Source organism: Pseudomonas sp. JY-Q (genome assembly GCF_001655295.1).
Lineage (GTDB): Bacteria > Pseudomonadota > Gammaproteobacteria > Pseudomonadales > Pseudomonadaceae > Aquipseudomonas > Aquipseudomonas alloputida.
Genome location: NZ_CP011525.1, coordinates 2381218 through 2402001, shown reverse-complemented (window position 1 = coordinate 2402001; position 20784 = coordinate 2381218). Strand labels below are relative to the sequence as shown.

General features: G+C 64.0%; 17 protein-coding genes and 2 riboswitches. Of the genes, 13 read left to right on the top strand and 4 right to left on the bottom strand.

Annotated features, from left to right (window positions below; all coding sequences use genetic code 11):
* Nucleotides 1-151: 151 nt before the first annotated feature.
* The 9 genes from lpxO (at nt 152) to AA098_RS10860 (ending at nt 9646) form a co-directional block, all read left to right on the top strand.
* The gene (gene lpxO / locus AA098_RS10900) at nt 152-1051 is read left to right on the top strand and encodes a lipid A hydroxylase LpxO (protein WP_003250504.1); all 900 of its coding nucleotides are present in this window, start codon (nt 152-154) and stop codon (nt 1049-1051) included.
* A 118-nt stretch (nt 1052-1169) separates the two neighbouring features.
* The gene (locus AA098_RS10895; protein ID WP_014591592.1) at nt 1170-1514 is read left to right on the top strand and encodes a carboxymuconolactone decarboxylase family protein; all 345 of its coding nucleotides are present in this window, start codon (nt 1170-1172) and stop codon (nt 1512-1514) included.
* A 78-nt stretch (nt 1515-1592) separates the two neighbouring features.
* On the top strand, nt 1593-2162 hold the full coding sequence (locus AA098_RS10890; RefSeq protein WP_003250500.1) for a GNAT family N-acetyltransferase: 570 nt from the start codon (nt 1593-1595) through the stop codon (nt 2160-2162).
* Nucleotides 2163-2317: 155 nt separating this feature from the next.
* Nucleotides 2318-2526, top strand: a riboswitch (cobalamin riboswitch).
* Between the two features lie 108 nt (nt 2527-2634).
* A complete protein-coding gene (locus tag AA098_RS10885) occupies nt 2635-4761 on the top strand; it encodes a TonB-dependent siderophore receptor (protein ID WP_064615188.1) in 2127 nt (708 codons plus the stop codon).
* Nucleotides 4762-4878: 117 nt separating this feature from the next.
* The gene (locus AA098_RS10880) at nt 4879-6045 is read left to right on the top strand and encodes a DUF1624 domain-containing protein (protein WP_060544830.1); all 1167 of its coding nucleotides are present in this window, start codon (nt 4879-4881) and stop codon (nt 6043-6045) included.
* Nucleotides 6046-6073: 28 nt separating this feature from the next.
* A riboswitch (cobalamin riboswitch) is annotated at nt 6074-6272 on the top strand.
* Between the two features lie 110 nt (nt 6273-6382).
* Nucleotides 6383-7393, top strand: a complete 1011-nt coding sequence (locus tag AA098_RS10875) for an ABC transporter substrate-binding protein (protein ID WP_064614210.1) — start codon at nt 6383-6385, stop codon at nt 7391-7393.
* Nucleotides 7393-8409: an iron ABC transporter permease gene (locus tag AA098_RS10870; protein WP_003250493.1), complete on the top strand. Its 1017-nt coding sequence runs from the start codon at nt 7393-7395 to the stop codon at nt 8407-8409. Before AA098_RS10875 ends, AA098_RS10870 begins: the two co-directional genes overlap by 1 nt.
* A complete protein-coding gene (locus AA098_RS10865) occupies nt 8406-9194 on the top strand; it encodes an ABC transporter ATP-binding protein (RefSeq protein WP_054888682.1) in 789 nt (262 codons plus the stop codon). The genes AA098_RS10870 and AA098_RS10865 overlap by 4 nt, the downstream gene beginning before the upstream one ends.
* 17 nt (nt 9195-9211) lie before the next feature.
* Nucleotides 9212-9646: a pseudoazurin gene (locus AA098_RS10860; protein ID WP_054888681.1), complete on the top strand. Its 435-nt coding sequence runs from the start codon at nt 9212-9214 to the stop codon at nt 9644-9646.
* 156 nt (nt 9647-9802) lie between these two features.
* Here the strand turns inward: AA098_RS10860 and AA098_RS10855 are convergent, their stop codons facing one another.
* Complete coding sequence (locus tag AA098_RS10855) at nt 9803-10300, bottom strand: GNAT family N-acetyltransferase (RefSeq protein WP_003250486.1); 498 nt, start codon at nt 10298-10300, stop codon at nt 9803-9805.
* 133 nt (nt 10301-10433) lie between these two features.
* Between AA098_RS10855 and AA098_RS10850 the strand changes: the two genes are divergently transcribed.
* The 4 genes from AA098_RS10850 to AA098_RS10835 all read left to right on the top strand — a co-directional run bounded on the left by AA098_RS10850 (nt 10434) and on the right by AA098_RS10835 (nt 14997).
* Nucleotides 10434-10913, top strand: a complete 480-nt coding sequence (locus tag AA098_RS10850; protein WP_003250484.1) for a hypothetical protein — start codon at nt 10434-10436, stop codon at nt 10911-10913.
* Nucleotides 10914-10972: 59 nt separating this feature from the next.
* On the top strand, nt 10973-12544 hold the full coding sequence (locus tag AA098_RS10845; protein WP_014861791.1) for a sensor domain-containing diguanylate cyclase: 1572 nt from the start codon (nt 10973-10975) through the stop codon (nt 12542-12544).
* A 158-nt stretch (nt 12545-12702) separates the two neighbouring features.
* Nucleotides 12703-13479, top strand: a complete 777-nt coding sequence (locus AA098_RS10840) for a ParA family protein (RefSeq protein WP_004573740.1) — start codon at nt 12703-12705, stop codon at nt 13477-13479.
* Nucleotides 13480-13659: 180 nt separating this feature from the next.
* Nucleotides 13660-14997 carry an MFS transporter gene (locus AA098_RS10835; protein WP_003250478.1) on the top strand — a complete coding sequence of 446 codons (1338 nt, stop codon included), beginning with the start codon at nt 13660-13662 and terminating at the stop codon, nt 14995-14997.
* A 32-nt stretch (nt 14998-15029) separates the two neighbouring features.
* Here the strand turns inward: AA098_RS10835 and AA098_RS10830 are convergent, their stop codons facing one another.
* From AA098_RS10830 to AA098_RS10820, 3 genes are read right to left on the bottom strand one after another with little or no spacing between them, the layout of a single operon-like run.
* Nucleotides 15030-18176, bottom strand: coding sequence for an efflux RND transporter permease subunit (locus AA098_RS10830; protein WP_003250476.1), 3147 nt, complete (start codon nt 18174-18176; stop codon nt 15030-15032).
* A 16-nt stretch (nt 18177-18192) separates the two neighbouring features.
* A complete protein-coding gene (locus tag AA098_RS10825; RefSeq protein WP_054888677.1) occupies nt 18193-19407 on the bottom strand; it encodes an efflux RND transporter periplasmic adaptor subunit in 1215 nt (404 codons plus the stop codon).
* A complete protein-coding gene (locus tag AA098_RS10820) occupies nt 19400-20653 on the bottom strand; it encodes a TolC family protein (protein ID WP_004573747.1) in 1254 nt (417 codons plus the stop codon). Before AA098_RS10820 ends, AA098_RS10825 begins: the two co-directional genes overlap by 8 nt.
* Between the last annotated feature and the right edge of the window lie 131 nt (nt 20654-20784).

The window sequence follows — 20784 nt, the reverse complement described above, 5'->3', positions numbered from 1 at the left end:
CCCTGACATGAAACGTTTGCGCAAGACTGTAGGGTATTACACCAATGTCGCCCCGCAGTTTGGTAACAATAAGTACAAACTGCCCCCATGATTGTTTATGCTGGCGGGCTCATGCCTCGGCGCATGGCCATTTTTCGACAAGTAAACGTCCATGAAAATTGCACTCGTACTTATCTTCGTCTTCTCGATCGCCTATGTTCACCTGCGCGGTCGGGTTCGCCACAAGCTGACTCGCCAGCTGGGCGACCACTCCAGCTTCCTGGCCCCGATCAACAGCTTCCTGTACCTGTTCTCCAAACACCCGGCCAAGCCCTACCTGCCGGTCGAGGCCTTTCCAGAACTGAAACCGCTGCAGGACCACTGGCAGGAGATCCGTGAGGAAGGCCGCCAGTTGCTGCACGTAGGCGAAATCAAGAAATCCGACAATTACGATGACGTCGGTTTCAACTCGTTCTTCAAGACCGGCTGGAAACGTTTTTACCTGAAGTGGTATGGCGAAAGCCACCCGTCGGCAATGGCCCTTTGCCCACGCACGACCGAGCTGCTGCAAGGCATCGGCACGGTCAAGGCCGCCATGTTCGCTACCCTGCCTCCGGGAGCCAAGCTGGTGCGCCACCGTGACCCGTATGCCGGCTCGTACCGCTACCATCTGGGCCTGGATACCCCGAATGACGACGGCTGCTACATCGACGTGGACGGCGAGAAATACGCATGGCGCGATGGTGAGGGGGTGATCTTTGACGAAACCTACATCCACTATGCAGCCAACACCACCGAGCACAACCGCATCATCCTGTTCTGCGACGTCGAACGCCCGCTCAAGTACCGCTGGGCAACCGCGTTCAACCGCTGGTTCAGCCGTAACGTGATGGCCGCTGCCGCTGCGCCCAACGATGCCAGCGACAAGACCGGTGGCATCAACCGCCTGTTCACCCGCATCTACAAGATCCGCGAACGTGGCAAGGCGCTGAAGAAGCGCAATCGCCTGCGCTACTACCTGGAAAAATGGGCAGTGGTCGCGGCGTTGGTGCTGGTGTTCATCTACATCTGAAGGCTCAACGCAGGCCACTGTACGAGTGACCTGCGTTTACCCACCAAAGTACCGCCTCGCACGTGCCACGCTTCGACTAGCCTGAAAGCTCCACTCGCAACCCCCCAAGGTGAAGACGATGAGCATGATGGACTGGGACGCCTACCGTAAGCAGTTGATGGCCGGCATCGGCGATCTCAAGCAACTCTCCCCCGACACCGTAGCCGGCTACATGACCGCCAGCGGTGCAGGCGCCAAAACCAACCACCTGGATGCCAAGACCCGCGAGCTGATCTCCTTGGCCGTGGCTGTGACCACCCGCTGCGACGGCTGTATCGCCGTGCATTCGCAGCAGGCCGTCAAAGCGGGTGCCAGCCGCGAGGAAATTGCCGAGGCCCTCGGCGTGGCCGTGGCCATGAACGCCGGTGCCGCGCTGGTGTACTCGGCCCGCGCAATGGACGCGGTGGGCAAGGCCAACGGTTGAGCACAAACGGCGTCGTCGCCCTTGCGCGACGGCGCCGCGCCACCCAGACTGGGCGGCTCACCCCGCGCAGGAACCCGCATGATCCACATTCGCCCCATGACGCCGGAAGATTTTGATCGTTTCTGGCCCACCTTCCAGGCCATTGTCCAAGCCCGTGAAACCTACGCTTTCGACCCGGCGCTGAGCTTCGAGCAAGCCCGCCAGCTGTGGCTGGAGCTGCCCTTGCACACGCTGTTGGCCGAAGAAGATGGCGAGCTACTGGGGTCGTATTACCTCAAGCCCAATGCTGCCGGGCCTGGTGCGCATGTAGGCAATTGCGGCTACATGGTCTGCGAACAGGCGCGCGGCCGGGGCGTGGCGCGCTTGATGTGCGAGCACTCGCAAAAGCTGGCGCGCCAGGAAGGCTTTCTGGCATTGCAGTTCAACTCGGTGGTAGCCACTAACGCAGTGGCCGTGGCGCTATGGCACAAGCTGGGCTTTGAAACAGTCGGCCGTTTGCCCAAGGCCTACCGTCATGCCCGCCTGGGGCTGGTGGACTGCCTGGTGATGTACAAATGGCTGGCGGATGAGCCGGTGGTGGAGAAGCCGCCGCTGCTGATCGGGCGCAAGAACATCGAGGCACGGGTATCGCGGCGCCGCGGGCGCTAGCTTTTCAGGCAAGCCTGCCTCCCCAGCCAACTCATCACGCTGGGGCCTGATGTTCTTGCCAAATGGGGCTCCGGCGCCGCAAAAACGCACAACCTGTTGTTTTTTCTCAGCATTCACAGCACACCAACATTTGACGCCCCAGCCTTTCAATGGTCAGATGCGCGCCAGTTTCAGGTGCCCTGCGCCGCCGCGCGCAGGGTGAAACGGGAAACCGGTGCGTCGTGTTGCCCACGACAAGTCCGGTGCTGCCCCCGCAACGGTAAGCGAGCGAACCCTTCGAGATACCACTGTGCTCAAGCATGGGAAGGTGAAGGTTTCATGCCCCTCGCAAGCCCGGAGACCGGCCTGGAGCTTCACTTGGCAACCCGCGGTGGGCGGGCGCAGGCCGGAATCCGTGCGCGCGCCTGCCTGCATGGTTCGCCTTTGCGTGTTTTCCACCGGGATCCATTCATTCCTGCAGCAGTGGAACGACATGTCCCGTATGTTCAAACTTCACCCCCTGGCGGCCTACCTGGCCGTTGCCCTGCCGGCGCTGGCTGATGACCGCGACCCGCAGCCTCTGGCCCTGCCTTCCACGGCCATCACCGACACCCAGGACAACCGCACCATCGACCTGGCCACGCCGACCCAGGCCGGCTCGCGCCTTGGCCTCAGCGCCCTGGAAACACCGGCCAGCACCAGCAGTATCAGCGAACGGCAGATTCAGCAGCGCAACAACATCACGGTGCAGGATGCAGTGACCCGCTCGCCGGGCATTACCTTCGTCGGCTCCCCGGGGGACGGCGGTACAGGCCTGTCTGCCCGCGGCTTTGCCGGCCACAGCTCAGTGATGACCCTGTTCGACGGCGCGCGCCTGTACACCGGTGCCGGCACCCAGACCTTCCCGGTCGACCCGTGGATGGTCGAACGCATCGAGGTGATTCGCGGCCCGGCCTCGGTACTGCATGGCGAAGGCGCCACCGGCGCAGTGATCAACGTGATCCCGAAAAAACCTTTTGCCGGCGAGGTGCGCAACCACCTGCGCCTGGGTTACGGCTCGTGGGACCGCCAGCAGCTCGGCCTGGACAGCGGCGGCAGTCTCAGCGAGCGCCTGAGCTACCGCCTGACGCTGAACCAACAGGCCGGCAATGGCTGGGTCGACCGTACCGCTTCACGTAGCCTGGCCCTGAGCGCCGCGCTGCGTTTCGATGCCAGTGATGACCTCAGCTTCACGCTGGCCCATGACCGCGGCGATGCACAACCTGCCAACTACTACGGTACCCCGCTGATCGACGGCCACTACCGCAGCAGCCTGCGCAAGAAGAACTACAACGTGCAGAACGACGTGCAGCAGTACGTTGATGAATGGACCCGGCTCACGACCGACTGGGCGCTGAACGACCAGCTCAGCGCCAGCAACCAGCTGTACTACATCAAAAGCCGCCGCCACTGGCGCAACGCCGAGGACTACAGCTGGGACACCGGGCGTCAGCAACTGCTGCGCGGCAGCTACCTGGAGATCAAGCACAACCAGGAACAGTTCGGTGACCGCCAGACCTTCACCTTCGACCACAGCCTGTTAGGCCTGGCCAGCAAGACCGTGCTCGGTGCCGAGTACAACAAGGTGCGCTTCAACGTCGACAGCAATTCACCCTACAACGATGTCGGCGGCGACTACCTCGACCCATGGCAGCCGCAGCCCGGCGGGTTCCATAGCGCCTCGCCGTTGCGGCCGCAAACGCTCTCGACCACCCATACCTTTGCCCTGTTTGCCGAGAACCGCCTGCAATTGAGCGATCGCCTGTCTTTGGTTACCGGCGTGCGTCGCGACCAGAACCACATCGACCGCAACAACTTGATCAACGACAGCCGTAGCGATCGCAGCCTGCAAGGGGGCAACTGGCGCGTCGGGCTGGTGTATGCACTCAACGACGACCTGTCGTTGTACGGCCAGTACTCGACCAGCGAGGATGGGGTCAACAACCTCATCAGCCTCAGCCCCGCGCAGATGAACTATGACCTGACCGAGGCGAAGCAGACCGAGGTCGGCCTCAAGCAGCGCTTTTGGGAGGGACGTGGCGAATGGACGCTTGCCGCCTACCACATCGTCAAGAAAAAGCTGCTGGTGGACGACCCCATCACGCACGAGAAGCAACAAGCCGGGCAGCAGACCTCCGATGGCCTGGAAGCGACGCTGGAGCTGGCCCTGGCCCATCAGTGGCAGGTGTCGGCCAACGCATCGCTGGTACGCGCCAAGTACGACGACTTCGACGAAATGGTCGGCGGCCTGCCGCAGGACCGGGCAGGCAACCGGCCGGCCAACGTGCCACGGCGTACCGCCAACCTTTGGTTGAGCAAAGGCTTCGGCCAGCAGGTGGAGGCTGGCATTGGGGCGCGCTATGTGGATGAGCGTTATGCCGATACCGCCAATACCCAGAGCGCCCCCGGGTACACCGTGGTCGATGCCAACATCGCCTGGCAGGTGCTGCCGGATGTGAAATTGGGGTTGCAGTTGAACAACCTGTTCGATCGCGAGTATGTGCAGTCGGCGTTCAGCGGGCAGCAGTGGTTGATGGGGATACCGCGGTCGTACTTCGCGACGGTGGATTACAGCTTCTGATCTGGGTGGCTTGTGCCGCGAAGAGCCCGGCACAGGCCACACAAAAACCTCTATTCCCTTTTAGCTTCTTGTTATACGATAACGTTTCACATGAAATTCATTCCTATTAGAAAACCCATGACAAGTGCCAGCGCCACGCCCACGCTGATCACCCAGCGCCTGCAGAGCATCGATGCCCTGCGCGGCCTGGTGATCCTGTTCATGCTCCTGGACCACGTCCGCGAGACTTTCCTCCTGCACCGCCAGGTCAGCGACCCCATGGCCATCGACACCACGGAACCGGCGCTTTTCTTCAGCCGCACCCTCGCTCACCTGTGTGCGCCTGTGTTCGTCCTGCTGACCGGCCTGTCGGCCTGGCTGTATGGCGAGAAGCATCAGGGCCGTGGCGACGTCTCGGCGTTCCTGTTCAAACGCGGGCTGTTCCTGGTGGTGCTGGAGTTCACCCTGGTCAACTTCGCCTGGACCTTCCAGTTGCCCCCGAGCGTGATCTACCTGCAAGTGATCTGGGCCATCGGCGTCAGCATGATCGCCCTGTCGCTGCTGGTGTGGCTGCCACGCGCCGCACTGCTCGCCCTGGGCGCCAGCATCGTCGCCGGCCACAACCTGCTCGACGGCCTGCACTTTGGCGTGGATTCAGCCCTGCATGTGCCGTGGGCAATCCTGCATGATCGCGGCTGGCTGGCGTTTTCCGAAAACCTGCACCTGCGCACGTCTTACCCGGTGCTGCCGTGGATCGGCGTCATCGCCTTGGGTTACGGCCTGGGGCCCTGGTTCGCCCGCGGCAGCGATGCCGGGCAACGCCAGCAACACCTGCTGGCGGCTGGTTTGCTCGCGCTGCTTGGCTTTGTCCTGCTGCGCATGTTCAACGGTTACGGTGAGGCGCCGTGGAGCGGTTACCCAACCTTCACGCAAACCCTGATGAGCTTCTTCAACATCACCAAATACCCACCGTCGCTGCTGTTCCTGACCCTGACCCTGGGCTGCGGCCTGTTGTTGTTACGCGCGTTCGAACGGGCCGGCCTGGCGCGCTGGATCACTGCCCTGGCGGTGTTCGGTGCGGCACCGATGTTCTTCTACCTGCTGCACCTGTATGTGCTGAAGCTGCTGTACCTGGCCTGCGTGGCGCTATTCGGGCTCAACCATGGCGACTACTTCGGTTTCAACGGTGTTGCAGCGATATGGCTGAGCGCAGTACTGCTGGCGGTTTCGCTGTACCTGCCGGTGCGCGGGTTCGCCCGCCTGAAGCAGCGTCGCCGCGACATCCGTTGGCTGAAGTACTTCTGAAAAGCGTTTTCACCTGGCGACGCGATGGTCTACCATGCGGGCCGCCGGTTTCCACCACGGAACTAACAGGGAATCCCAGGCCTGCCAATACGGGCCAAACGGAACTGCCCCCGCAACTGTAGGTGCCGAGCCTGCTCCATCAATGCCACTGGGCCTGCCGCCCGGGAAGGCCGGAGCCGGGCCGTGACGCACCAGTCAGGAGACCTGCCGGCCTACATTCACCAACCGGCGGGGTGTCCGGGATTGGCCATCCGTGTTGCCCCGGCCACCCGCTGGGCCTCGGCGATGCCTGTCCGTGCGTTCCTCACCAGAACTGTCCGATAGGAGATCGCCCAGCATGCTGCCCCGTTTCGCCACCCTGCTCGCTGGCCTAGGCTTCACTGGCCTGGCCCAGGCCGCTGCCACCCACTATCCGCTGACGGTCGACAACTGCGGCAAGCCGCAGGTTTTTGCCCAGGCGCCGCAGCGCGCCGTCACCATCGGCCAGGCCGGTACCGAGCTGCTCTATGCCCTGGGGCTGGGTGAAAAGCTGGCGGGCACCTCGCTGTGGTTCAACAATGTATTGCCTGAATACCAGGCGGTGAACGCCAAGGTGCCGCGCCTGGCCGACAACGACCCCAGCTTCGAGGCGGTGGTCGGCAAGCGCCCGCAGCTGGTCGCGGCGCAGTTCGAATGGATGGTCGGTACCCAGGGCGTGGTCGCCACCCGCGAGCAGTTCGATGAGCTGAAGATCCCCACCTACGTGCTGCCATCGGACTGCGAGGGCAAGGACAACCTGGTCGGTGCAGACGGCACCCGCCTGCAAGCGTTCCAGGTAGACAGCATCTACAAGAGCGTCAGCCAACTGGCCGAGATCTTCGACGTTCAGGACCGCGGCGCGGCCCTGAACGCCGAGTTGCAAGGGCGCCTCGACAGCGCCAGGGCACAACTGGCCGGCAAGGACCTGTCGGCAACTTCGGCGCTGTTCTGGTTCTCCAGCGCCGACCTTGACATCGACCCCTATGTGGCCGGCCGCCAAGGTGTCGCCGATTTCATGCTGCGCACCCTCGGTGTGCGCAACGTGGTCGAGTCCAGCGAAGAATGGCCAAGCGTAGGCTGGGAAACCCTGGCCAAGGCCAATCCGACCTGGCTGATCATCGCGCGTATGGACCGCCGCCGTTTCCCCGCCGACGACTACCAGAAAAAACTCGAATTCCTGCGCAGTGACCCGGTAACCCGCAACATGGACGCGGTGAAGCACGACCGCATCATTATCCTCGACGCTGACGCCATGCAGGCCGGCATTCGCCTGTTCCGCGGCGTGCAGACGCTGTCCACGGCCTTCGCCAGCGGTAAAGCAGCCCCGTGATGAACCGCCTGTTACCCTGCATCGCGGTTGCCCTGGCCGCTCTGTTGGCCGCCCTGCTGGCCGGTACCGCCATTGGCGAAACCAACCTGTCGCCCAGCGTGGTTGGCCAGGTGCTGGCCAACCACCTGTGGCAAGCCGATTACCCGGTGGACCCGATCGACGCCGGCATCATCTGGAACTACCGCCTGACCCGCACCCTGGTCGCCGCCGCTTGCGGCGCCGGGCTGGCCACCTGCGGTGTCATCCTGCAGGCGATGTTGCGCAACCCACTGGCCGAGCCCTACCTGCTGGGGCTGTCTGCCGGCGCCTCGACCGGCGCGGTACTGGTCGGCCTGCTGGGGCTGGGTAGCCTGGCATTAAGCATGTCTGCTGGGGCCTTCATCGGCGCCGGGGCCGCATTCGCCCTGGTGCTGGTGCTGGCCCGCGCGGCCGGCCCCAGCAGCAACAATGCACAGGTCATCCTTGCCGGTATCGCCGGCTCGCAGCTGTTCAATGCACTGACCGCCTTCCTGATCACCAAGTCAGCCACCGCCGAGCAGGCGCGCGGCATCCTGTTCTGGCTGCTGGGCAACCTGAGCGGCGTGCGCTGGCCTTCGGTGTGGCTGGCCGTACCGGTGGCGATTTTCGGCTTGCTGGTGTGCCTGTGGCATCGCCGTGCGCTGGATGCCTTTACCTTCGGTGCCGATTCGGCCGCCTCGCTGGGCATCCCGGTGCGGCGCACCCAGTTGCTGCTGATCAGTTGTGCAGCGCTGGTGACGGCTGTGATGGTGTCCATTGTCGGCGCCATCGGTTTTGTCGGGCTGGTTATACCCCATGCCCTGCGCCTTCTGCTCGGCCCCGGGCACAGCCGTCTGTTGCCCGCCAGCGCACTGGGTGGTGCGCTGTTTCTGATTGTGGCGGACATTCTTTCGCGCACGCTGATCACCGGCCAGGTGATCCCGGTGGGCGTGGTTACGGCGCTGATCGGTGCCCCGGTATTCGCGCTGATTCTGGTCAGCCGACGGGGGCGCCCATGACAGCCATGACCGCTGTTCGCATCCCCCCGCTGGCCTGCCATGGGCTGGGGTTGCAACTGGCCGGCACTACCGTGCTCAGCGCTATCGATCTCAGCGTTGTCGCCGGTGAAACCCTGGGCATCGTCGGCCCCAACGGCTCGGGTAAGTCCTCGCTGTTGAAGTTGCTGGCAGGGCTGCGCAAACCCGCCTGCGGCAGCGTGCAGCTCCTGGGTGAGCCACTGGCACAGATGCCCCGCCGCCGTGTTGCCCAAGCGCTGGCACTGGTCGAGCAACAGGCCGACACACTCGATGCGATCAGCGTGTTCGACGCGGTTGCCTTGGGCCGCACGCCGTGGCTCTCGGCCCTGGCACCGTTCTCCCGGCAGGACTGCGCCATCGTCGAGCAAGCCCTGGCCGACCTCGACGCCCTGCACCTGCGCACGCGCCTGTGGGGGTCGCTGTCCGGTGGCGAGCGCCAGCGTGTGCACATCGCCCGTGCGCTGGCCCAACGGCCGCAGGTGCTGCTGCTGGACGAACCGACCAACCACCTGGACATTCAGCATCAGCTAAGCCTGCTGCAACAAGTGCAGGCGCTGCCGGTCACCACCCTGGTAGCGCTGCATGACCTCAACCAGGCGCTGACCTGCGACCGTGTCGCGGTTCTCGACAAGGGCCGTCTGGTCGCCCTCGGCAACCCCTTCGAAGTGCTTACCCCCGAGCGCCTGTTGAGCACCTTCGGCGTCCACGCCCACTACCTCACCGACCCTTTCGACGGCGCGCGCATCCTGCGCTTTCGCGCCCCCTGAACCTGGTAGCCTTGCCCATGCTGTTGCGCCCTGTCGCCCTGCTGCTCACCAGCACCCTGCTTGCCCCGACCGCACTGGCCGAAGTGCATGAAGTGAAAATGCTCAACCGTGGCAGCGACGGCGCCATGGTCTACGAGCCTGACCACTTGCGCATTGCCCCCGGCGACAGCGTGCGCTTCCTGCCGAGCCACAGCGGGCATAATGCCGCCAGCGTGGCGGGCCTGCTACCCACCGGTGCCGAGCCGTTCAAGAGCAAGCTGAACCAGCCGTTCGAGCACACCTTCCGCGTGCCGGGCGTATACGGTATCCAGTGCATTCCGCACGTGGCCATGGGCATGGTCATGGTGATCCAGGTCGGTGATGCGCCTACCGCCGAATTGCCGGCCAGCTTGCCGGCGCGGGCCAAAGCCCGCTTTGCCGCACAGTTGCAAAAACTCGGGGCCGGGCAGTGAGGCGGCTATTCGGGCCGCTCACACCCTGGCCGGCTCCGCCCCGTTGCACAGCAATGGCTTTACCGAGGATGGCACCTGGAACCTCATCAACCGCCGTGCGTTCGACCCAGTGACCCAGGGCGCGATCTTCATCGCCAATAGGCACGTTCCCACAGGTCAGCGTAATCGCAACTGCATGTGCGTGGTCTGCCACACCGGGTCCTGCTCCACATCCACCACCGTGAAGCCTTGCCGCTCCCAGAACGCAATGGCACCCGGCAGAAACGGATGAGTATGCAAGTAAAGGCAGTCCAAGCCCGCTTGCATCGCCCGTTCGCGCAAGGCACCAAACAAGGCAGCCGCCAGGCCATGCCTGCGGTAGGCCGGCAACACGAACAGCCGCACCACCTCGACTACCCGCTCTGCGCGGTAATCAAGCTGGGCAAAGCGATGGTCATAGGGCAAGTAACCGATCACCGCGACCAGCCGCCCACCCTCACGGGCTTCCAGAAAGCAGCCCGCACCGTCCAGGTAAGTGTCGGCGAAATGCGCCAGGTCACGCGGCAAGGGTGCGTTGGCGAGCATCGGGAAAAGCGCGCGCCGGGCGCTGTCGACAAACGCCAGCACTTCGGCAATGGCGTCACGCGCCACAGGTTGCAGGGTCCAGTTCGGCATCGGGCTATTGCCAGTGTGGTTGGGAGCGCACGGTTCTACCGCAGCGTGCCGCACAAGGCAAATCACAGGGCTCGTCGTGGCAAGGCGGACATCGGTATAATCGGCAGTCTTCACTGCCCGACCAGGCCACACCATGCCTCGCCTCCCGAAGTTGCTGTTACCCCTGTTGCTGGCTGCTGCATTCACCGCCTGCGACCAGAAACCCTCCCGTGAAGATCAGATCCTCAGCCAGCTGCCGCTGCAGGACGCCTACACGCACAACATCGAGCGCATGTCCGCGCTGCTGGGCCGCACTCACCCGCAGCTGTCGCAAGCGACCATTCAGGACGTACTGCGCAAGCACCTCACCGTCGAGGACCAGCGCCGGGACCTGTTCCGCCTGTACAGCGAAAAAAACTTCAGCGACGCCGAATTCGCCACCATCGTCGCCGCCACCCAGGACCCCGCCAAAGCTCGCGCCCTGGAAGACACCGAAGCCGGCAAACGCTTGAGCGAAAAACTCACCGCCCTGATGCGCGAAACCGCCCGCGATGTGAACGTGCAAGCCTTGGTGGAGCAGCGTATGCAAGAGGTGGAAGATGAGCTTGATGCGCTGGACAAAGCAGGCTCTTGACCGCTGCCCGGCAAGGTAACTTCTGTTCAGCCGCCCTTTACGATCACCCGAGGTCAGGATTGACACACACCAAGCATGGATTGCGCCTGGATCTACGTACACTCATTCTGGTGCTCTGCGCCCTTACCGCAGTGGTCATGCTGTGCGCCAGCTATTTCGCCAGCTACCGGGTGCAGCGCCAGCTATTGATCGACAATGCCCTGGAAGCCAACCGGGTGTATGCGACCAAGCTGGCCAGCATCACCGAAACCTTCATTGGCAACGCCTTGCAGCAACTGATGTTCAGCGCCGGCGTGCAAAGCCGGCAGTTGAGCGACACCACAGCGCTGCAGTTGGAAACCGACCGCGTACTGGGCCAGAGCATGGCCTTCAACTCCACCTTCGTGATCGATGCCAACGGTGTACTGCTGGCAGTATCCCCCGCCCCGCTACGCCACCTGCTCGGCACCCACGTGCAGTCGCCCGGTGCTCTGGAAGCCCTGCGCGAACGCCGTCCACTGGTTTCCACGCCCTACCTGTCGGCGGCCGACAACCTGGTGGTAGCCTTATCGCAACCCATTTTCGACAGCAACGGCAACTACCTGGGGTATGTGGGTGGCAGCCTATACCTGCGTGAACGCAACATCCTCAACAGCCTGCTGGGCGAGCATTTCTACAAGGACGGTTCGTACCTGTATGTGGTCGACCGCAACCGACGCCTGCTGTACCACCCCCATAGCGAGCGGGTAGGCACGGTGGTGGAGGGCAATGCGCTGGTCGACCAGTTGGCGACACTGGACAGCGGTACCCGGCAACTGACCAATAGCCTGGGCGTGGAAATGCTCGCCGGCTTCGCCACTGTGCCCAGCGCCGGCTGGGGCGTGGTAGCGCAGCAGCCCTTGGTGCAGACGGTGGCGCCGTTGCACCATCTGGTGCTGAACGTGATCGCCAGTTCGGCGCCCTTGGCGCTGGTTGGCAGCCTGCTGCTGTGGTGGCTGGCCCGTACCATCGCCCGACCGCTCTGGAAGCTTGCCGCCGGTGCCCGCACGATGGACCGCGCCGCTACCGCCGAGCACTTGCATCAGGTGCGGGCCTGGTACTTCGAGGCGGCAGAGCTCAAGCGCGCGTTGCTGTTCAGCCTGAACTTGCTGCAAGAGCGTATCGGCCGGCTCAATCGGGACGCCCAGACCGATCCGCTGACCGGCCTGGGCAACCGCCGCAGCCTGGAAATCAGCCTGTCGTTACTGGAGGCTGAAAACCGGGAGTTTGCAGCCATTGCGCTGGATATCGACCACTTCAAGCGGATAAATGACAGCCATGGACACGAAGTGGGCGACCAGGTGCTGCGCCAGCTGGCGGAGCTCATGCGCCGTTGTTGCCGCGAGGGCGACCTGCTGTGTCGCACCGGTGGCGAGGAGTTCCTGATATTGCTGCCTGGGGCCACCCTGAACGTGGCGGCCGCGGTGGCCGAACGGTTGCGTGTGACCGTACAGGATATGCCGGTGGAACCGGTGGGCGCCGTGACGATTTCGCTGGGGGTGACGCACTGGGATGGCGAGACTCACGGCGAGCCCATGAACGCATTGGGCGAGGCTGACCGGGCGCTTTACCGGGCCAAGCAGGAGGGGCGCAACCGAGTCGCTTTTGCCTGAACGTCTTGAGTTGTCTGCAGGGGGCGGGCTTGCCCGTGAAATGCCGTTACAGGCAACGATGAATCGGTGGCTTGTAACAATTCCTGTCATAAAACTGCAGTGTTTCAGTCATAGGATTGACCCCGACCTGACATTTTCACTTCATGGATGAGCGTCTCATGCGTCGTGTGGTTTTCAATCAGAAAGGTGGCGTCGGCAAATCCAGCATTGCCTGCAACCTCGCCGCAGCCAGTGCCGCCGAGGGCTACCGGACCTTGCTGGTCGACCTCGACCCGCAGGCCAATGCCACCTTCTACCTCACCGGGCTGGTCAACGACACCATTCCTGCCGGCATCGCCGACTTCTTCCGCCAGACCTTGTCGCCGGTTACCGCCGCCGGCAAGAAGCACCGCGTGGCCATCACCGAAACCCGCTACCGCAACCTGCACCTGGTCACCGCCAGCCCTGACCTCAGCGACCTGCAAAGCAAGCTGGAGAGCAAGTTCAAGATCAACAAGCTGCGCAAGTTGCTGATAACGCTGAGCGAGGACTATGAGCGAATCTACATCGACACCCCACCCGCGCTGAACTTCTACACCTTCAGCGCGCTGGTGGCGGCCGAGCGTCTGTTGATTCCGTTCGACTGCGACAGTTTCTCGCGCCAGGCCCTGCACAGTGTCATGGCCGAGGTCGAAGAACTGCGCCAGGACCACAACCCCGCGCTGGTGGTGGAAGGTGTGGTGGTCAATCAGTTCGCCGGGCGCACGGCGCTGCACCAGACCTTGGTCGATCAACTGCGCAACGAAGGCATGCCGGTATTGCCGGTGTACCTGAGCAGTTCGATCAAGATGCGCGAATCGCACCATGCCTCGGTGCCATTGGTGCATTTGGCGCCGCGGCATAAACTGGCTCTGGAATTCATCGATTTGCTGGATGTGCTTGAGCGTGCGGCCTGACAGGCCGTTGGGGGTACTCCAGCTGTAACCTGCTGGACCGGTCGAATCAGGTATACCGAGGTCGCCCTCGACAAAGCGCGTTGCAGCGCTCGGCTATCTACTGGCAAGCACAATAACGATGGCGCGGCCCGACTGCGCCACTTTCAACATGGCTGCCAAAGGAAACCGGAGAGCACCCGCATGTCCGCACATCATGAGGTATCCCCCGCCACCCTGCGCAGGGTGATTGCCGCTTCGGCCATCGGCAATTTCGTCGAATGGTTCGACTTCGCCGTGTACGGCTTTCTCGCCACGCTGATCGCAAGCCAGTTTTTCGCCAGCGAAGACGCCAGCGTAGCCTTGCTCAAAACCTTCGCGGTGTTCGCCGTGGCCTTCGCCCTGCGTCCCTTGGGCGGCATCGTCTTCGGCGCCTTGGGCGACCGCCTGGGACGCAAGCGCATCCTGTCGCTGACCATCTTGCTGATGGCCGGCTCCACCACGTTGATCGGCCTGCTGCCGACCTACGCCAGTATCGGCCTGGCAGCCCCGGCGCTGCTGACCCTGGCCCGCTGCCTGCAGGGTTTTTCTGCCGGTGGCGAATATGCCGGGGCCTGCGCCTACCTGATGGAGCACGCGCCTGACAACAAGCGCGCCTTTTATGGCAGCTTCGTGCCTGTGTCGACCTTTTCCGCCTTTGCCTGTGCGGCGGTGATCGCGTATGGCCTGGAAGCCAGCCTGTCGACCGAGGCGATGAATGCCTGGGGTTGGCGCATTCCGTTCCTGATTGCAGCACCGCTGGGCCTGGTCGGCCTGTACCTGCGCTGGCGCATGGAAGAAACCCCGGCGTTCCGCGAAGCCGTCGCCCAGGGCAAGGAGCACGAGCATTCACCGCTGAAGGAAACCCTGCGCCACCATGGCCGGGTCATTCGCAACCTGGGGGCGTTCATTTCGCTGACCGCATTGTCGTTCTACATGTTCACCACCTACTTCGCCACCTACCTGCAACTGGTCGGCAACCTGACCCGCGCGCAGTCACTGCTGGTAACCACCGTGGCCCTGCTGTTCGCTGCGGTCGGCTGCCCGCTGGCCGGGGCATTTTCGGACCGGGTGGGGCGACGCAAGACCATCGGCTTTACCTGCCTGTGGGTGATGCTGTGCGTGTTCCCGGCGTACTGGCTGGCCAGCTCTGGCTCGATGTCGGGTGCGCTGCTGGGGGTGATCCTGCTCGCGGTGGGGGCATTGTGCAGCGGCGTGGTTACCGCAGCCTTGCTCTCGGAAAGCTTCCCTACCCGTACCCGCTACACCGCTTCGGCAATTACCTACAACGTGGCCTACACGCTATTTGGCGGCACAGCGCCGCTGGTGGCAACCTGGCTCATCGGACAGACCGGCAGCAGCCTGGCACCGGCGTTCTACCTGGTGGTGATTGCGCTGGTGGCGTTGGTGGGCGGGTTGGCGTTGCCGGAAACGTCGCGGATTTCTTTGCATGACGACCTGGGTGTGGACGGTGTACGGGCTGGTGCCCGAAGGGCCGTTTGAGGTTGTTGGGGCTGCCTTGCAGCCCCACGTACTCAGCCTTCCTGCTGCTCATCCCGCCGATACGCCCACTGATACAACGCCGGCAACACCAGCAACGTCAGCGCGGTAGAAGACAAGATCCCACCAATCACCACCGTCGCCAGTGGCCGCTGCACCTCTGCCCCGGTCCCGGTGGCCAAGGCCATCGGTATGAACCCCAGCGAGGCCACCAGCGCCGTCATCAGTACTGGCCGCAAGCGGGTCAGCGCCCCCTCCTCGACCGCCGCCCGCAGCGTGCGCCCTTCCTCGCGCAGCCCGCGGATAAAGGCAATCATCACCAGCCCGTTCAACACTGCCACTCCCGACAATGCAATGAACCCGACGCCGGCAGAAATAGACAGCGGAATATCACGCACCCACAGCGCCAGCACCCCGCCGGTCAGGGCAAAGGGGATGCCGGTGAACACCAGCAGGCCATCCCTGAGGTTGTTGAACATCATCAGCAACAGCGCCATGACCAGCAGCAAGGCCACCGGCACCACCACCTGCAAGCGCTCGGCTGCCGACTGCAACTGTTCGAACTGCCCTCCCCAACGCGTCCAGTAACCCGGTGGTACCTGCACCTGGTCGATCAGGGCCTGCTCAGCCTCTTGCACAAACGAGCCCAGGTCGCGTCCACGCACGTTGGCACTGACCACCACCACGCGCTTGCCATCCTCGCGGCTCACCTGATTCGGGCCCAGTTGCAGGTTCAGCGTGGCGACCTGCGACAGCGGGATGAAACCGATTTGCCCGGCCCCCTCAGCGGCACTGGCCGGAACCGGAATCAGCAGGCTGGCCAGCCCGTCGACATCGGTACGCAAGGTCTCCGACAGGCGCACGACCATGTCGAAGCGGCGGTCGCCTTCATACAGCGTACCGGCGGTGCGGCCGCCCACGGCAATGGCGATGGCATCCTGCACATCGCCCACATTCAGGCCATGACGGGCGGCCTTGTCACGGTCGATGTCGATGGTCAGTACCGGCAGGCCCGTCGTCTGCTCCACCTTCACCTCGGACGCGCCCGACACCCCTTGCAGGCTGGCAGCGATCTGTGCGGCAGTGCGGTTGAGCACCTCCATGTCGTCACCGAACAGCTTCACCGCCACATCACTGCGCACCCCGGAAATCAGCTCGTTGAACCGCAGCTGAATCGGCTGCGACAGCTCGTAGTTGCTGCCCGGCACACTGGCAGCGGCGCGTTGCACCTGGGCGATCAGCTCATCCCGCGGTTTGCCCGGGTCAACCCATTGTTCGCGCGGGCGCAGCATCACGTAGGCATCGGAAATGTTCGGCGGCATCGGGTCGGAGGCAATCTCGGCAGTGCCGGTGCGGGCAAACACCCGCTCCACCTCCGGCACCTGAGCGATGATCGCCTGCTCCAGGCGCTGTTGCATGTCCACCGACTGCGACAGGCTGGTGCCCGGCACGCGCAGGGCCTGCAGGGCGAAGTCACCCTCGCTGAGGCTGGGGATGAACTCGCTGCCCATGCGGCTGGCCATCACGCCCGACAACAGCACCAGGGCGGCGGCGGCGGCACATGCCAGTTTGCGCCGGCCCAGCACCCAGGCCAGCACCGGGGCATAGCGCTGCCGTGCCGTACGCATCACCAGGCCTTCCTCTTCCTTGACCTTGCCGGTGACGAACAGGGCAATGGCTGCCGGAACGAACGTGACCGAAAGGATCATCGCGCCCAACAGGGCCATGACCACGGTAAAGGCCATAGGGTGGAACATCTTGCCCTCGACCCCGGTCAGGGCAAAGATCGGCAGGTACACCACCATGATGATCAACTGCCCATAGATCAGCGGCCGGCGTGCTTCGCGGGCAGCGGCAAACACCTCATGGAACCGTTCGCTGCGGGTCAGCATGCGACCGTGGCGCTGCTGGGCATGGGCCAGGCGACGGATGGCGTTTTCCACGATCACCACCGCGCCGTCGACGATGATGCCGAAGTCCAGCGCGCCCAGGCTCATCAGGTTGGCACTGACCTTGTTGCTGAACATGCCGGTAAAGGTGAACAGCATCGAAAGCGGGATAACCATGGCCGTGATCAGCGCAGCGCGAATGTTGCCGAGGAACAGGAACAGCACGGCAATCACCAGGATCGCACCTTCGATCAGGTTCTTCTTCACCGTGGCGATGGCTTTCTCCACCAGGTTGGTGCGGTCGTACACCGTCACAGCGACTACGCCCTTGGGCAGGTTGCGATTGATCTCGACCAATTTTGCAGCGACCGCCTGCGACACCGTGCGGCTGTTCTCGCCAATCAGCATGAACACCGTGCCCAGCACCACTTCCCGACCGTTTTCGGTGGCTGCCCCCGAGCGCAGCTCTTCGCCAAGGCCAACCTGGGCGACATGGCTGACGCGGATCGGCGTGCCGTCGACGCTGGAGATAACGATGTTGGCAATGTCTTCGGCCGAGGCCACCTGGCCCGGCGCGCGAATCAGCAACTGCTCGCCATTGCGCTCGATATAGCCAGCGCCAATGTTGGCGTTATTGCGCTCCAGCGCTGCAATCAGGTCGTTGAGGGTGAGCTTGTAGGCCGCCAGGCGCTTGGGCTCTGGTGCAATCAGGTATTGCTTGGCATGGCCGCCAATGCTGTTGACCTCGGCCACACCCGGTACATTGCGCAGCTGCGGCTTGATGATCCAGTCCTGAATCACCCGCAGGTCAGTTGGGGTGTAAGGCGTACCGTCTTCCTTGAGCGCCCCCTCCTGGGCTTCCACCGTCCACAGGAAAATTTCCCCCAGCCCGGTGGAGATCGGCCCCATGCCCGCCTCGATGCCCTCAGGCAATTGCTCGCGGGCCACCTGCAGGCGCTCGTTGACCAGTTGGCGGGCGAAGAAGATATCGGTGCCATCATCGAAAATGACCGTGACTTGCGACAGGCCCGAGCGCGACAGCGAGCGGGTCTGCTTGAGCCCTGGCAGGCCAGCCATCGCGGTCTCGATGGCAAAGGTGATGCGCTGCTCGGTCTCCAGCGGCGAATAGCCGGGGGCGGCGGTGTTGATCTGCACCTGGACGTTAGTGATGTCCGGCACAGCATCGATCGGCAGTTTCTGGTAGCTGTGGATACCCACCGCGGCCATCAGGACCACGGCCAGCATCACCACCAGGCGCTGCTCGATGGCAAATTGAATCAGGCGTTCGAACATGCAGGTGTCCCCGTGATCAGTGGCTGTGCTCGGCCGAGCCCTTGCCCAGTTCCGACTTGAGGACAAAGCTGCCGGCGGCCGCAACCTGAGTACCGGCGGCCAGGCCGCTGGTGATTTCCACCTGGCCAGCATCGCGACGGCCAGTCTTCACCGGGCGCGCCTCGAAGCCTTCCTCCGTGCGGGCGAACACCACGGTCTGCGCCTCCCAGGTTTGCAGGGCGCTTTCCGGCACCGCCACGGCGGCATCGAAGCGGTCGACGCTGACAGCCACATTGACGAACAGCCCGGGGCGCCAGGCGCCATTGGGGTTGGCCAGTGTGGCACGCACAGTGGCGGCACGGTTCTGCTCGCCGAGCAGGCTGCCGACGTAGTTGACCTTGCCCAGAACTTGGGCGCCCAGGTCCGGCGCACTGACCGTGACTTCACGGCCGGTCACCACCTTGCCCAGGTCACGAGGGGCCACGGCGAAGGTGGCCCACACCCGGCTCAGGTCAGACAGGGTGAACGCGTTGCTGGTCTCGTCGACCACCTCGCCCACGGTCAGGTGCTTCTCCACGACGACCGCATCGAAGGGGGCGCGCAGTTCATAGCGGTTGCCGGCACCGGCCGGCCCCACCGCTGCGACCTTCTGCCGAGCATTGGCCAGGGCGATCTCGGCCTCCTGCAGCGCCTGACGTGCCTGCAGGTAATCCTGCTCGGCGCTGATTCGCTCCTGCCACAGCTGTTGTTCCCGTTGAAAGGTCAACCGCGCCAGTTCCAGGCGACGTTGAGCGGCCTGCTGCTCACTGCGCAGGTCGGAGATCTGCTGGCTGGCAATCACCGCCAGTACCTGGCCGCGCTTGACCGCCTGGCCCAGCTCGGCGTGCACCGCTTCGACCACACCCGGCACGCGGGGTACCACATGAGCGGTGCGGTCCTCGTCAAAGCGGATCTCACCCGGGAAGCTGATGGCGGTGCCCAGCTCACGGGGGCCTGCGGCAGCCAGTTGTATGCCAGCCGATTCGATCTGCGCGATAGACAGGTGCAGCTGGCCTTCTTCTTCGCCGTGCTCCTTCTCTGCATGGCCTTCGACGGCCTGCGCTGCAGCATGGCCGTGGCTGTCTTCACCATGGTCGTCATGGGGGGCTTGAGCCTTGGACGCCTGGCCGAGGTTGCCGGTCCAGGCCAGGCCCGTGAGGCCAAGCGCAGCAATGGCGGCAGCCAGAAGGGCTAGCTTGCGTGGGTTAGTCATTGTTGCTCCTGCTATTGGGTTTGTTGCTCACGCCATCGAGATCGCCGTAGATGCGCTCCACTTGTGCACGCGCGTCGGTCGCCGAGGCCAGCGCCTCGAGGTACAGCCCGCGAGCCTCGATCAGCGTGCGCTGGGCGTCGAGTACATCGAGGAAAGCGAACTTGCCCATTTCAAAACCGCGGGTGGCGGTGTCCACGGCCTGCTGCGCAGCCGGCAGGATGGTGCGGTCGTAGGCTTCAACGTCCTGCATCGCCGTCTCCCACTGGCTGATGGCACTACGGGTTTCACTGCGCAGACGCAGCGCCACGGCATTGCGCAGGTCACGCGCCTGGTCGGCACGGCGCGCAGCTGCCAGAACATTGCCTTGGTTGCGGTCGAACAGCGGCAACGGCATGGACAGGCCAACCACGTTCACTCGCTCCCGGTCTTCGCGGCTGTACTGGCTGCCAAGGCTGACGGTGAGGTTGGGGATACGCTGGGCTTTTTCCGCCCCCAGGGAGGCGTCGCCGCGCTCGACCTGGGCAGCGGCCAGGCGCCATTCGGCAGTCTTTTCGACCTGGTCAAGCAAGGTGTCGGCACCCGGCGCAATGCCTGGCGAAAGGTTGGCTGCCTGCAACCGGTCGAAGCTTGCCAGCGGGCTGCCCGTCATCCGGGCCAAGGCCTGGTAGGCCACGCTGCGCTGGGTTTTCGCGCGGCGCACTTCGGCCTGGGCCTGGGCCAGTTGCACCTGGGCACGGGTGGCCTCCACCGGTGATGACTGGCCTGCCGTAACCCGCCCTTGCACCACCCGCAGACCTCGTTCAGTCAACGCCTGCGACTGCTGAGCCAACTCCAGCGCGGTCTGTGCACGCAAGGCAGCGTGGAAAGCCTGCACCACATCGGCCCGCAGGGCGTTGCGCTGGCGCTCCAGGTCAAGCTGGGCAATGGCCTGGCCGGCACCCGCCACGGCGAGACGTGCGCCGCGCTTCCCGCCCAGCTCCAGCGGCTGGCTGAGGGTGACGGTGGTGGTGCTGGTGTCGCGGCGGGTGTCCTCGACCTCCCAGGCCAGCTCCGGGTTGGGGAGCAGCCCGGCCTGGCGCCGTTCGCCATCGGCAATGCCAATTTCACGGCCGGCTGCAGCCAGCTCCGGGTTCTGGGCGAAAGCGGCGGTAAGCGCCTGGGGCAGGCTCAGCACCTGGCTGGCCTGGGCGCCGGTGGCACTGGCCAGCAGCAGACAGAGCAAGGCGATCTTGCGGGGGATGGGCACGAAACAGTCCTCTGGGCGAAGCATTGGCGAGGGACTGTAGAAAGGGCTGGTTATCGGGGCGGTGGCGGCAAGATTACAATTTTGTAATGACGCCCTGCGGTTCGTTGCAGGGGCAGCTTTGCACGGCTGGG